Origin of the sequence: Chryseobacterium foetidum, from assembly GCF_025457425.1 — a bacterium.
Lineage (GTDB): Bacteria > Bacteroidota > Bacteroidia > Flavobacteriales > Weeksellaceae > Chryseobacterium > Chryseobacterium foetidum.
The window spans coordinates 2,990,066-3,003,670 of the sequence record NZ_JAMXIA010000001.1 but is presented as its reverse complement, the minus strand read 5'-3'; the positions used below and the strand labels follow the sequence as shown (position 1 = coordinate 3,003,670).

13 protein-coding genes and 3 tRNA genes are annotated in these 13,605 nt (G+C 36.5%); 5 read left to right on the top strand and 11 right to left on the bottom strand.

The window, feature by feature from the left end; translation table 11 throughout:
* Positions 1-19 precede the first annotated feature (19 nt).
* On the bottom strand, positions 20-1,594 hold the full coding sequence (locus tag NG809_RS13970; RefSeq protein WP_262151628.1) for a DUF4270 domain-containing protein: 1,575 nt from the start codon (positions 1,592-1,594) through the stop codon (positions 20-22).
* 11 nt (positions 1,595-1,605) lie between these two features.
* A complete protein-coding gene (locus tag NG809_RS13965) occupies positions 1,606-2,376 on the bottom strand; it encodes a glycogen/starch synthase (protein ID WP_262151625.1) in 771 nt (256 codons plus the stop codon).
* A gap of 165 nt (positions 2,377-2,541) precedes the next feature.
* Here NG809_RS13965 and panC point away from each other — a divergent pair, with 165 nt between their 5' ends.
* Positions 2,542-3,390, top strand: coding sequence for a pantoate--beta-alanine ligase (panC, locus tag NG809_RS13960; protein WP_262151623.1), 849 nt, complete (start codon positions 2,542-2,544; stop codon positions 3,388-3,390).
* A gap of 86 nt (positions 3,391-3,476) precedes the next feature.
* On the opposite strand, the gene NG809_RS13955 is transcribed toward panC, so the two are convergent.
* The 3 genes from NG809_RS13955 to NG809_RS13945 form a co-directional block, all read right to left on the bottom strand.
* Positions 3,477-3,549 (bottom strand) — tRNA-Lys (locus NG809_RS13955).
* A 77-nt stretch (positions 3,550-3,626) separates the two neighbouring features.
* Positions 3,627-3,709: transfer RNA gene (locus NG809_RS13950), tRNA-Leu, on the bottom strand.
* Between the two features lie 35 nt (positions 3,710-3,744).
* A tRNA-Lys gene (locus NG809_RS13945) sits at positions 3,745-3,817 on the bottom strand.
* 117 nt (positions 3,818-3,934) lie between these two features.
* On the opposite strand from NG809_RS13945, the gene NG809_RS13940 reads away from it, so the two are divergent.
* On the top strand, positions 3,935-4,450 hold the full coding sequence (locus NG809_RS13940; RefSeq protein ID WP_262151621.1) for a shikimate kinase: 516 nt from the start codon (positions 3,935-3,937) through the stop codon (positions 4,448-4,450).
* Positions 4,451-4,466: 16 nt separating this feature from the next.
* Here NG809_RS13940 and NG809_RS13935 read toward each other — a convergent pair whose 3' ends face one another.
* Entirely contained in the window at positions 4,467-4,904 is a 438-nt protein-coding gene (locus NG809_RS13935) for an RNA-binding S4 domain-containing protein (protein WP_262151618.1), read from the bottom strand.
* Between the two features lie 55 nt (positions 4,905-4,959).
* Between NG809_RS13935 and NG809_RS13930 the strand changes: the two genes are divergently transcribed.
* Entirely contained in the window at positions 4,960-5,715 is a 756-nt protein-coding gene (locus NG809_RS13930; protein ID WP_262151616.1) for a hypothetical protein, read from the top strand.
* 217 nt (positions 5,716-5,932) lie between these two features.
* Here NG809_RS13930 and NG809_RS13925 read toward each other — a convergent pair whose 3' ends face one another.
* A complete protein-coding gene (locus NG809_RS13925; protein WP_262151614.1) occupies positions 5,933-7,438 on the bottom strand; it encodes an FMN-binding glutamate synthase family protein in 1,506 nt (501 codons plus the stop codon).
* A 166-nt stretch (positions 7,439-7,604) separates the two neighbouring features.
* Between NG809_RS13925 and NG809_RS13920 the strand changes: the two genes are divergently transcribed.
* A complete protein-coding gene (locus NG809_RS13920) occupies positions 7,605-8,285 on the top strand; it encodes a hypothetical protein (RefSeq protein WP_262151611.1) in 681 nt (226 codons plus the stop codon).
* Here NG809_RS13920 and mtaB read toward each other — a convergent pair.
* Positions 8,282-9,628: a tRNA (N(6)-L-threonylcarbamoyladenosine(37)-C(2))-methylthiotransferase MtaB gene (mtaB, locus tag NG809_RS13915; protein ID WP_262151609.1), complete on the bottom strand. Its 1,347-nt coding sequence runs from the start codon at positions 9,626-9,628 to the stop codon at positions 8,282-8,284. The two genes, NG809_RS13920 and mtaB, sit on opposite strands and share 4 nt — an antisense overlap.
* A 66-nt stretch (positions 9,629-9,694) precedes the next feature.
* On the bottom strand, positions 9,695-10,336 hold the full coding sequence (locus tag NG809_RS13910; RefSeq protein ID WP_262151607.1) for a hypothetical protein: 642 nt from the start codon (positions 10,334-10,336) through the stop codon (positions 9,695-9,697).
* Between the two features lie 101 nt (positions 10,337-10,437).
* On the opposite strand from NG809_RS13910, the gene NG809_RS13905 reads away from it, so the two are divergent.
* The gene (locus NG809_RS13905; RefSeq protein ID WP_262151605.1) at positions 10,438-10,797 is read left to right on the top strand and encodes a nuclear transport factor 2 family protein; all 360 of its coding nucleotides are present in this window, start codon (positions 10,438-10,440) and stop codon (positions 10,795-10,797) included.
* Between the two features lie 46 nt (positions 10,798-10,843).
* Here the strand turns inward: NG809_RS13905 and NG809_RS13900 are convergent, their stop codons facing one another.
* Entirely contained in the window at positions 10,844-12,676 is a 1,833-nt protein-coding gene (locus tag NG809_RS13900) for a T9SS type B sorting domain-containing protein (RefSeq protein WP_262151603.1), read from the bottom strand.
* 108 nt (positions 12,677-12,784) lie between these two features.
* A complete protein-coding gene (locus NG809_RS13895; RefSeq protein ID WP_262151601.1) occupies positions 12,785-13,585 on the bottom strand; it encodes a hypothetical protein in 801 nt (266 codons plus the stop codon).
* Between the last annotated feature and the right edge of the window lie 20 nt (positions 13,586-13,605).

Sequence of the window (13,605 nt, the reverse complement as noted above, 5' to 3'; positions counted from 1 at the left end):
TATTGTGTTTTTATTAAAATTATTTTGATCCGTAAACTACTTTTAACTGAATTTTTCTTGAATGAAGTGGATCTGACCCTACAAAAACCATTCTTTCCCTTGCAAAGGGTCTTGTCGTAAGATTATATCCCGCCAATGCGACTCCATCTGAACCTCTTAAAAACTGAGCAAGATCAATTTTGAAATATTTATCTGAGAAATCCTTCTGTTCAGTATCTTCAACAATATCTTTCAAAGATTTCGTAACCGTAAATTCATAATAAGCAGGATTTTTATCTAAGTTAAAAGCTCTCATATAAGCAAAATTAGGAGCACCACTTAATGATGTTATATCTGATGTGAAGCTGGACACTATATCAGTAGAATTCTTTTTCTTATATCTCTGTACAATAGTAAGTTCACTTGGCTTTAATAATGAATTATTCCAATTTAAAGAATCTGTATACATTCTGATCTTTGCTGAAACAATTGCCGTTTTATCGTTTTTGAAACGTTCTCTAAGCCCTTGAATTACATCAGGTCTAAATTTAACTCCAATTGAAGGCCCTCCCATTCCCTGAGCATACAATTTTGCATGACCGTTGGTCGCATCTGCATTAATTGCAGCGGTAAAACCTGCAGGTCTTGTATAATTTATTAAAGAAGAGTGTGCATTTCCTGCGCCTAAACCAAAATTATAGCTTGCACGCGTTGCTGTAGTAGTTCCATTTTCAGTTTTATCATATTTATAATACATAATCACCTGCGTTCCGGCATCATTAGGATTGATTGAAAACAAATAACCGTCATTCTCCTGAACAGAAACTTTTAAACCTCTGAAATATCTGATAAAGTTTGACATATCCTTAAGCTCAGGCTGTCCCTTTTTGGCGATAATTTTATTTTGAAAGAAAGTTTTATCTAAAGGAATTCTAATATCGTTAGTAGATGTAAACAGTACGCTATTGTCTGAATCTTTTGTGATTGTTACAGATTTTGCCAATCCTCTGAAAACTTTTGAGCCAAGCTCAACACCTGCCGAATACTCTTTGTTTGAATACACACTGTCTGTGAAACTTCCCATAAACTCAGTTACTTCATGTACTTTTAAAGTAAGTGGGGTGATATTACCGGCAGTTTTCGTTCTTCCATATTTTGTAACAGGAATAGTTTTAAGTTCAAGTTTGGCATCAACATTTCCATCAGGATACACATAACTTTCGTTTGTTGTAGTTACTAATGAATCTGAACTCTGTTGAATAACGGGTTTTAAAACCATAACGACTGAATCCACAACTGCGTTTGTTCCAAAATCAGGGTCGTAAGCAGACATTCTGATTTGTGTAAAATAAGATGCTTCCTGACGCCCAAACTGCGGTTCATTGAAAGCTCCGATTACCGCACTTCCTAAAGTATTGTAATCGGCTCTCACTGCATTGTTATTATCAATATTATAGGCGATAAGGTCATAGGAAACCTCATTTCCGTTAGTTCCGTCGTTTAAAAAAAGCTGCTCACCCAAACTGTCGATTTCCGGTTCGCAATTATAAAGCACAGCACTTCCGAAAATCATCAGAGACAGCACGGCAAATGCTCTTTTAATATTATTGATCATTAAATATGTTTTTAATATAAAGTTTTAATTGAATCTACATCAAGATATTCCGACTTTGGCGTGGAAGCTTCATTAAAAGCTTTATCCAGATTTTCATTTAAAAATTCGTCCCCTTTTACGATGGTATCCACGTAGTTCATGCTTTCAATAACGAAGCTTTCAAAACTTGGGTCTTCCAAAGATTTGAGGTCTGAAATATTATCAAACTTAAGTTTTTCAGAAATAGTAGAACTTAAAGCTGCATTTTTCTCATTGTAAACCGAGAGTACAATTTTTGCATCTTTAAAATAAGTATCTGAACCATAGTATGTTTTAAGATAAACCGGAACAAAAGAAGCCATCCACCCGTTCAAATGAATAACATCCGGAACCCAGTTGAGTTTTTTGATTGTTTCGATTACACCTCTTGCAAAGAAGATGGCGCGCTCATCATTATCTTCAAAAGCAGTTCCTTCATCGTCGAAGTAACTTTGTTTTCTCTTGAAATATTCTTCGTTATCAATAAAATAAACCTGAAGCCTTTCTCCCGGTAAAGAAGCTACCTTGATGATTAGTGGCTGATCAAGATCATTAATAATTATATTCATCCCGGAAAGGCGGATCACCTCGTGCAGTTGAAATTTCCTTTCACTTATCTGTCCAAATCTTGGCATAAAAACTCTTACATCATTGCCTTCATTGTGCATTTTAAGCGCCATTTTGTTTACCACCGAAGCTAAATTTGTATCTTCCTGATAAGGGTACATCTCTGTGGTAATGTACAGTATTTTCTGATTGGGCATAAATTCTTTTCTATATTTAAAAATGCTATAAGGTGCAAAATTACGAAAAAACATTCAACATTATTTTAATTAACATTTTTTTACGATAAAAGACCACTTATCCTTTCAACAAATGATCTCAATTACACCAATATTTATTATTTTTGAATAAACTATTAAAGTAATATGGAAGTTTTAAAAAGCAGAAAAATTCTTCAGGATTTTATAGAGAGACAGAGGGAAATGGGAAAGCGGATTGGTTTTGCTCCAACGATGGGAGCATTGCATGACGGGCATCTTTCCTTATATAAAGAAGCACGTAAAGATAATGATCTCGTCATCTCCTCAATATTTGTAAACCCTACCCAGTTTAACAATCAGGAAGATCTGGTAAAATATCCGAGAGATACAGAAAGGGATATCAATATTCTGAAAAACTCCGGTTTGGTTGATGCTGTTTACATCCCTGAAGTTTCAGATATCTATCCTGAGCAGGCGAAAAGTAAAAGCTATGATTTTGGAGGACTGGAAAATGAAATGGAAGGAAAATCACGTCCCGGGCATTTTGATGGCGTGGGAACTGTAGTGGAAGAACTTTTCAGACAGGTAAAACCGGATTGTGCGTATTTTGGTGAAAAAGATTTTCAACAGCTTGCCATTATTAAAAAAATGGTTGAAATGCAGAATCTTCCGGTAAAAATTGTGGGAGTTCCCACTTACAGAGCAGAAAACGGCTTGGCATTAAGCTCCAGAAATCAAAGACTGCCTGAAGCCAGAAGAGAAGCATCAAAGGTAATTTATCAAACTTTAAAAAAGGTGCAGACCTGGTTTAAAGAAGATTCTTATGAAATTATCAAACATAAGGTAAAAGATATTTTTGATGACCAGCAAAATATGCAGCTTGAGTATTTTCTGATTGCCGATGAAAAAAATCTGAAAGAAGCAGAATTCTTTTATGCAGACAGAGATTACAGAGCATTTATTGTTGTCGTTGTAGACGGAGTAAGGTTAATTGACAATCTCCCGATGAAATAAAAAATCAAAGGCTTCTGGAAAGAAGCCTTTGAAACACCAAATCACAAAATATTAATATGAAAAAAATTTACTTTTCAGTAAACTCGTGACCCGGCTGGGATTCGAACCCAGGACCCATACATTAAAAGTGTATTGCTCTACCAGCTGAGCTACCGAGTCGGTCACGTAATATTAACGCCGTAAATATATAATTAATTTTATAAAACTTACAAGTTAACAAACATTTTTTTTGCTTGTGCCTGCGACTGGACTCGAACCAGCACATCCTTAGGAAACCACCCCCTCAAGATGGCGTGTCTACCAATTTCACCACGCAGGCAAAAAAATTACAGAAAAGTAATTCATTTTTGCTAGTGACCCGGCTGGGATTCGAACCCAGGACCCATACATTAAAAGTGTATTGCTCTACCAGCTGAGCTACCGAGTCGGTCACTTATTGTGTAACGTTTTTCGTTGTTGTAACGTCTTCCGTTTTAAGTGGTGCAAAGATATAGCTTTTTTCGTTATCTCAAAACTTTTTTGCAAATTTGTTTAAAATAATTTCATGATAATTTCACTGGTCGGATACATGGGGAGCGGCAAATCTCACATTTCCAAAATCTTAAGCGACGAAATAAATTTTACACTTTTAGACCTCGACAGAGAGATTTCTAAGCGTTTAAAAATGACAATACCCGAAATCTTCGAAAAAAAAGGAGAAATTTTCTTTAGAAAGACAGAAAGGGAAGTGTTGGAAGAAATTCTGGTAAGCGACGACAACATCGTTTTGAGCCTTGGTGGCGGCACTCCGGCTTATTACAATAATATGGAAATTATCAACCTGAATTCTAAAAGTATATTTCTGAGGGCAAATATCAGTACATTGGTCGCAAGATTATCAAAACAAAAAGACAAAAGACCTTTAGTGGCGAAAATTCCGGAAGAAGATTTACCTGAGTTTATTGCGAAGCATCTGTTTGAGAGAAATGCTTTTTATTCAAAATCCCAGTTTATGATCAGTACCGATGGTAGAAATCCTGAAGACATTGTTTCGGAAATAAAAGAAAAACTTTACCTGTGAGGTAAAGTTTTCTAATTTAATCTTCATTTTTATCTTCAGAATCAGATTCGCCGAAGAAATCATCCCAGTCTGTAAAATCCGGATCGATGTCATTCCCGGAATAATCATCAATGTCACGGCGGTCTTTTTTGGTAGGCCTGCCCTCGCCTTTTCCTCTGTAATAGTTTTGAGATTCACGGCGAAGCTTGAGCAACTCAATCTGTTCTTTATCTGTGATGTCTTTAATGTGCAGAGGAACCAATTTAGCTCCCATTCTGCCTGTAGGGATCTGTAAAACTTTAATTTTATAATCAATCTGGTTTTTCCGGATCTGAATGACATCACCCTCTTTTACCTCTTTTGAAGACTTAACTACAGAGCCTCCAATGGTTACTCTGTTTTTCTTTATCTCATCTGTAGAAACTGTTCTTGTCTTATAAAACCGAATACTCCACAAAAATTTATCTATTCTCATATTTTTTTTTATACTTTTGTCGATAATTATTTGTAAAGTAAGTAAAGTTTTTAAAATGAAGAAAATATTTTTGTATGTACTCGCCGGATCACTTTGTTTTTCAGCATGTAAAAAAGACGATGAAGTAGAAACTTATAAAGAACCTGAAGACATTAACCTTCAAAATACCTACGACAACGAGGCGATTCAGAAGTTTATGGAAAATAACTATCTTGATGCCAAAGGAAATATAAAACCATTCAGCAGTACCGATTCTGCAGATGATAATGAAACAAAGTTAAAGGATCTCAATCCTCAGACAACGCCATCAGGAGCCATTTATATTATAAGAGCTACAGGACAGCCTAATCCAGGAACTGCAATCGGTGATACAGATGTGATGAGAATTATGATGAGAGCTAAAGCTTATTTAGCAGGAAATACTGACGGAAATACATCATTTCTTACCAGTTCTAATTTCTCAGGATTTTCTCCCCTTGATGAGACAGGAAATCCTGTTTCAGATCCTATTTTTTATTATGTGAAAAATTCTACTCTTGGAAAAGCTACTACAGATGCAGCCAAGCAGAGAAGCTATTATGAAATGGAAGGTTTTCAGGAAGCTATCAGAAAATTTAAAGCTTTTGACCAGGCAGATTCTGAAAATTACAATCTTCAAGGAGTGATTATTGTTCCTTCAAAAGCAGCTTATGCCAGAGATGAGCACTTTAATTTCGGAACACAGTATTCTTCGCCTTTTAGAAATACAACATTTATCTTTAATCTTCAGGTATATAAATCTACGCCAAGAAACATGGCTACTCAGGATTAAATTTCAGAAAATATATTATTAAAGAAAAAATGCTTCGTTTGTGACGAAGCATTTTTTTTAATTAAATCTGAAAGCGAATCCCGCACGCCCCGACCTGAATGGAACTCTTTTTGTAAGCAATGGGAAAGCAAAGGCACAAAAAAGCGGGAATCCTTCGACAAAACTCAGGATAAATTCGGGTGGAAAAAGGCGCATAAAAATTTTGAATTGAAATCTTTTATTTTCTAACATTCCCTAAAATATCAGGGAAATAATGGTCTGAAAGGTGCTCAAACTCATCTCCTCTCATAAACATTGTGGCATCAACTTCTTCGTAAGATTCTCTGCCTGCAGCAGCGATTAATTCGTTACATGTGTGCAGCGTATTTTTGTGGAAATGATATACTCTCTCGGCTTTGTCTGTGACATCAAGACCTTTGATTAACATTTTATCCTGCGTAGCAACACCCGTCGGGCAGTTGTTGTTATTACACCTCAACGCCTGAATGCAACCCAAAGAAAACATAAATCCCCTTGCGTTATTGCACATGTCTGCTCCCATTGCGACCGCTCTCAGGATATCTAAACTCGTGAGCACTTTTCCGCTGGCAATGACTCTTAATTTTTCTCTTAAATGATAGTTTTTAAGTGTTCTGTTGACGAAAATCAATGCAGGTTCTAGAGGCATTCCTACTCCATCGGAAAATTCCGGTGGCGCCGCTCCTGTCCCTCCTTCTGCCCCATCAACAGTGATGAAATCGGGATAAATCTGTAAAACGTTCATCTGAACACAAATGTCTTCAAACTCTTTGGTATCGCCGATGCACAGTTTGAAACCAACAGGTTTTCCGCCTGAAAGCTCTCTTAAATGCTGTACAAAATTTAGCAGACCTGCCGCATCAGAAAAAGAGGAATGAGATGGTGGCGAAATAATAGTCATTCCCGGTTGTACGTGACGGATTTTTGCAATTTCCGGAGTATTTTTTACGCCAGGCAAAACGCCTCCGTGACCGGGCTTTGCGCCTTGGGATAATTTAATTTCAACCATTTTGACATTCGGGAGCGTTGCATATTTTGTAAATAATTCCGGATTAAAGTTACCTTCCTCATCTCTGCAACCGAAATACCCCGTTCCGATTTGCCAGCATAAATCTCCACCCTCCAAATGATGCGGAGAAATCCCACCTTCACCAGTATTGTGGTAGAAATTTCCTTTTTTAGCTCCTCTGTTTAACGAAATCTGTGCTCTGTCGCTCAATGCACCAAAACTCATCGCTGAAATATTAAACAATGACGCATTATAAGGCTGTGTACACTGTTCGCCACCCACCAAAACTCTTGGCAATTCTTCTTTTGGAGATTTCGCATAAATAGAATGTTTTATTCCCTCATATTTTCGGTGATTCACTTCCAGCTGAGTTCCGAAAGGAACGGTGTCACTTAAATTTTTTGAACGTCTGTACACTGCAGAACGCTGATTTCGTGGAAATGGTTTTCCGTCGGTTTCTCTTTCGATGAAATACTGCTGCATCTCGGGAGAAATGCCTTCAAAAAAATATCTGAAATACCCTAAAACAGGAAAATTTCGAAGAATAGCATGTTTCGTTTGATAGGTATTATAAACACCCAGCGCGTAAACTGCTGTTAAAAATATTGGGATCCAGTAATGGGCTTTGATGAGTAATGCGACAACCCATGTTGCAATAACCAACGCCAATCCCCAGGATAAAAACTTATCTCTCATAAAAATGTGGTTTTAAAAATTAAATATAGTATTATTTAGATTAAAAGAATATTCTTCCCTTAAAAAAGCATACAATCATGCAGAAAACACGCCATTTCTTCTTATTCTATTTTATTAATCACTGAATTTATAAACCGAATAATTATCTTTGGAAAAATATGCACTGATGAATTTAAACAGAACTATGACCAATAAAAAATCTTATTATACTTTTATTTTCTTCTGTATTCTGTCTATTAATACTTTTGGACAAAAACTAATTCCTTACCAGTTCAGTAATGATCTTTCGATTGATTTTCCACAGGAATTCAGCATTGCAGATACTCTTGGGCAAAAAGTGATACAGTCTGCTTTGGGAGATGATCTGATTCTCGTGATGCAACCCACGGATAAAATAAATGATTATCTGGAAGACCAGAGTGAACTTCTAAAATTTTACGAAAGCTTTCTTAAAGGAATGGTGGATAAAAGTAAAGGCAAACTCATTAAAAAAGAACTTGTTACAATAAATGGATTTCACTTTTTCAAATCAAGTTTCAGCACGAAAATCACTGGTACAGAAAACATTTGGACAAATTACGTTTTATTACTTAATCAAATCCCATACTCGTTTTTACTGATAAGTCCTTCTGAAAATGGTGAAAACACAGCATTTTTTGAAAAGAAAATCATTAATTCTATAAAAATAAAAAATAATCTCACGGCACAGAATCAATTCAATACAAATCAAGAAGATTCTCAGGCTTATAAGATTGGTAAACTTATAGGAAGTCTTTGCTTCTACGGTCTAATAGGCGCAATGATTGTATTTTTTATTGTAAAAGATAGAAAGAAAAAAATGGATTAGATTTTCTCCAAAAAACTCTCAAATGAATTCATGACAGAAACCGCACCATCTTCAGTAATTTTTTCAAGTTTCAAAAACTCGATCTGATTGACAGAGGCAGAGTCAAAATCTTTCTGCACCCTCACATAATTTTCTGTGAAGCCGTACATTTTTCCGTCTTTATTTTCGTGCTCCCAAAGTACAGGAAGCGTTTGCCCAAGCTGGGTTTGATAGAATGACATTTTCTTCTTCTCGGAAAGAATTCTCAGCATTTTGTTGCGTCTTTTTCGCTCAGGAACCGGAACCGCACCGTCCATTTCTGCAGCTTCGGTATTTTCTCTTTCTGAATAAGTAAAAACGTGGAGATAACTGATGGGAAGCTCATTCAGGAAATTATAGGTTTCCATAAATAATTCTTCTGTCTCTCCCGGAAAGCCTACGATGACATCAACGCCAATCGCAGCATGAGGCATGACCTCACGGATTTTGTTAACTCTTTCGTTGTACAATTTCGTCAGATAACGGCGCTTCATTTTTTTTAATAAATCATCGCTTCCAGACTGCAGAGGAATATGAAAATGAGGAACAAAACTTTTGCTTTTAGAAACCAGTTCGATGCTTTCATCCTTCAAAAGATTCGGCTCAATCGATGATATACGGATTCTTTCGATCCCATCAACCTGATCCAGTTCCTTTATTAAATCTAAAAAAGTGTGCTCGTGTCTTTTGTTTCCAAATTCACCTTTACCGTAATCTCCAATGTTGACACCGGTTAAAACTATTTCCTTAATATCTTTGGCTGCAATTTCTCTTGCATTTTTCAGAACATTTTCGATGGTGTCTGAACGGGAAATCCCTCTGGCCAAAGGAATTGTGCAGTAGGTACATTTGTAGTCACAACCATCCTGAACTTTCAGAAAAGCTCTGGTTCTGTCTCCAATTGAATAACTTCCGATGAAAAAATCGGTTTCTTCGATTTCACATGAGTGGACAACACCTTCACTTTCAGACTTTTCCAAATCATCCAGATAACTCAGTATGTTGAATTTTTCTTTCGCTCCAAGAACCAAATCTACTCCCGTAATCTGAGAAATTTCTTCCGGTTTTAACTGGGCATAGCAACCGACAATCACAACCAAACCTTCCGGATTGGCTTTCATGGCTCGTTTTACATGAAGTTTACATTCACGGTCGGCATTTTCTGTGACTGAACACGTATTGATTACATAAACATCTGCTCTATCATCAAAACTCACCTTATCATAACCAGCATCTGTCAGTTGACGGGCAATAGTGGATGTTTCTGCAAAATTTAATTTGCAGCCAAGGGTATGAAATGCGGCAGTTCTGTGAATATGAGACATTTATTGTTCTGAATTTTGTGGGTGCAAAGATAATAATTTAAAATATGAAAACTAAATTGATTCAATCTATACTTTATAATCGTCCCGCACTTCAGGACTGTTGGAAAAGCAGACGGGCGAAGAATTTTGAATTTCGTTGTCATCATTTTCCTCTAAATCTTTGATGCATTGTTCTCTGATATTCCAGATTTCATCCAAATTGTAAGAAATGTTCTCATCTAGAATCCATTTTTTTAGGAAATCTTTGTGGAATGAGATCTTCTCATTAACAATTTCATTAAACTCTATTTCTTTTTCAATCAATAATTTAGATTTAAATTGAGTATATTCTGAATTGGGTTTGGTAAAATCAAAGTATTCATTATTGATTTTCAGATAATTGTGAGCTTCGGGAATGTAATTCAGATTAAATTTTTCTAAAGTATTTTTAATTTTTCCTGTGTATTCTGAATCCATTTTAAAGATACCGAGAATCAATTTTACATCGGGCTGATTGTTCTCTAAAGCCAGTTTTCGAAGGGTTGCATGTTTGGTGCTACACGTTCCGCCCAAATCATCAAAAACACATTGGATGTTATTTTTATCTGAATTTCTTTTGTACGGAAGTTCTGAAATGTATTTACAGGCGGCATGAAAATCTGCGATACTTCTTTTCAAAAACTGTTCAGAAATAGTACCTCCGTTGATCTGTATTTTGAAATTTTCCATTGAAATAATGTTGATTTGGATAATTTTACATTGTTCTAATTTCCAAAATTTGGTAAATCCAATTTACTGTTTTTCACGTATATTATGGTAAATTGCAGCCTATGAATTGTAAAATCAGCCATTTTATGCAGGATTTGAACTCCTTGAATCTTCAAGAACTGGAAAAATGGTTTACTGATGAAACCGTAATCTGGATTCCTCCAGCAAAAGAAATTTCCGGAAAGACGCGTGTTTTGGCGTTATTCAGAGCTATTTTCAGACGATACGAAAAAATCGAATGGAATGTTTCCGAGATTTTCAATTTAGGAAACAATAAATATTTTTATCTCACCGATTCTTTGGGAAATCTTTCAGGAAGAGATCCTTACACAAACCAGATCTGTACACTTATACAATTTTCAGAATCCGGCAAAATCCTTTATTTGTCAGATTATTTCAAGGATACTGAAGCATTCAGTTAAAAAGCCACTTCTTTCGAAATGGCTTTTAACAATCAATTATTTATAGTTATTCCCGGTTTTTCAATAAAATCCATCCTGAGTATTTTACAGGTGTATTATTTCTTTTTGGCTCATTCCATGTGAACGAGAACCAATAATTCCCTGTAAGAATTTTCTTATTTCCTGCGGTGCCATCCCACTTGTAATCGTTGAATTTATCTGCTGTGAAAAGCTTATTTCCATATCTGTCATACACCGTGAAAACAAGATTTGCTTTGTAAGCAAGCGCAGAATAGTCTATATAATCATTCAACCCGTCGCCGTTCGGGGTGATAGCATTCACGATATTGGGAACTGTAATTTCTATTTCCACCTGCTGGCAGTCGTTGGCATCTTTCACATAGACGGTTTGCTCTCCTCTTTTCACACCGGTGAAAGTATTTGAATCCTGCCAGTTTGTGCCATCCATTGAGTATTTATATGGAGCTGTTCCTCCGGAAACATTTACAACAACTTTCTGGAAAGAAATATCAATGCTTGTAATAACAGGCTGTTTATAAGGCAAAACGCTTACATATTGAAGTGCGAAACAATTTCCTGTCTGAAGTTTCACCCAGTACATTCCTACCGGAAGCCCAGAAACAACCTGAGTTGTATCGCCTGTACTCCACTCGTAGGAAGTAAAACCAGGCCCCGCATCCAGTGTAGCACGGCCATCAATACAGATCACCTGATCTTTCAGGACGGTAGAATATTTTGGAGGAACTATTTTGAGCGTAATTTTTACAATCGTATAGCATCCCGCTTGATCAGAAACCCTCACATAAACCTCTCCGCTTGCTGAGATATATGCCGTAGCAGGAGAAATTTCATTAGTTCCTGCCTGAGCATTTGCCAGTGTAGCATAGAATTTTTTTATCGCTCCTGACTGAACAGTGACGTTTGCAAGCTCAAGATTAAATGTTCCTAAATTAGGAGTTCCGGGATTTGAACAGACCTCAAGATTCCCGTCATAGGCAGAAATGGATCCAAGTTTAAATTTAAATTTACCGGTTTCCCTGCAATAATTAATAGGATTGGTGGGGTTGGCAGGATCCTGATAATGCACGCTGTAGTAATACACCGTGGTCGTATTTACAGTAATTGGCGTTGTAATTGGGCTTGCTCCGGAGATTGCATCGTTTTGGTTCAGATGATAAGAAACTACAAAATTACTGTTGCCATTTAAGATTCCCGGTGTTAAAGTACTGAAATTAAAAACCGAAGGATTCAGACATATTAAAATCTCTTTGGGATCTGCAGGATTTGCAGCCGGCGTTCCCGGTGAAACAAGAGGAAACTGGAGTATAGCCGGATCGGTAAACGGCGATGCTAAGGTTGCTGTACCTCCCCAAGTAAGCGTAAAAGGTGAAACATTTGTACTTGCCCCTCCCTGAAAATTATCCAGATACAAATAGTAAGTTTCACCTGCGACCACATCCATGTATCTGCAGTATGGTGTAAGAGATCCTCCTGCTGCACTGGTTATTGTGCTGGTCATGTTTAAACCGGTATCGGGATTAACGCCAATTACTGTAGCGGCATTGCAACGTATAGGGAAACCAAGACTTCCACAAGTTGTATTGGGTCCGTAAACAGCCCAGTCGTAGTCTACAGTGGGATCTACAGGATTGATTACAAAAGTAAGCGTTCCGCTTGTGGCAATCTTAAATTTGTACCAGATAGAATTATGCTCACCCGTACTGAGGCAGTCGCCTAAGCTCTCATCAACAGCTCCAATTCCAGTTGGACTATATGTAATGCTCGAATTTCCGCAAACACCTAATGCTGTGATGCAGTCTCCCTGAGAATAATAAAAATTTGAAATGATGATTAACAGAAACAGTATAGTTTTTTTCATACCCCCGTGTATTAGTTCGTATCAAATTTAAACAAATATTTAAACCTTTACAAAAAAAGAAGCAGAATTTTGAATGTAATTTGTTAATTTTTAATAAATAAGCAAATTCTATGATTTAATATTCGTCATATTGCCGAAAAGATTCTCAAGATGAAAAATTTTATGAAACGGGCTTTTGACCTCATCGAGACTTTCCCTGTTCTGAATGAAAGTGTATCGTGAAGCCAGAGAATTCATATCTGAAACAATCACAAGCCAGCATTCATCCACAGAAGTATCGTAGTACGGAAATTTTTCGTTTTTCTTTTCAATCAGTTCAAGGATTTTTTCTGAACAAAGCTCATCAAAGAGATTGAGATTGTACTCATGCGTGATAAAAACATTTCTGCGGTGCGAAGATTTTCTGATTTTTTTTACACAGCCCACCGGCTTTTTTTTGCGGACGCTTTTGTAGATATCCAAAATAATTTCCTGCTGAAACTCAGGTTTATCTATTTTAAGATTTGTGTTAAATTCTAAAAAATAAACACCACGATATTTCGCAGTGTCTTCCTGTTCCAATAATATTTCGGCCTGACGGAAAATCTTGTTTAAGCAGCTTTCTACTTTTTTCATTTCCAGATGATTGATCACTTCGGTAAGCTCAATACCAATTTTCTTGTCGTTTAATTTTGCAATAAAATCCGGACTTTCGCAGGTGAGATTTTCAAACTTCATCTCAGGAAAATGGTGCATAAAAGAATTCAGCAGTAAAATCTCGGCTTTCTTTTTGTATTTCTCACGGTCGTGCAGAGCAGAAGCGTCTATGCTGCGGTGGTATTTTTCTATAGGCTTCTTTTTGAGATGTCTGTTGAGATGATACAAACTGAGATTTTTCACAAGATCTTCATCTGAAAAAGTCTTTTTCATGAGTTTAAATTTTAGCAGAA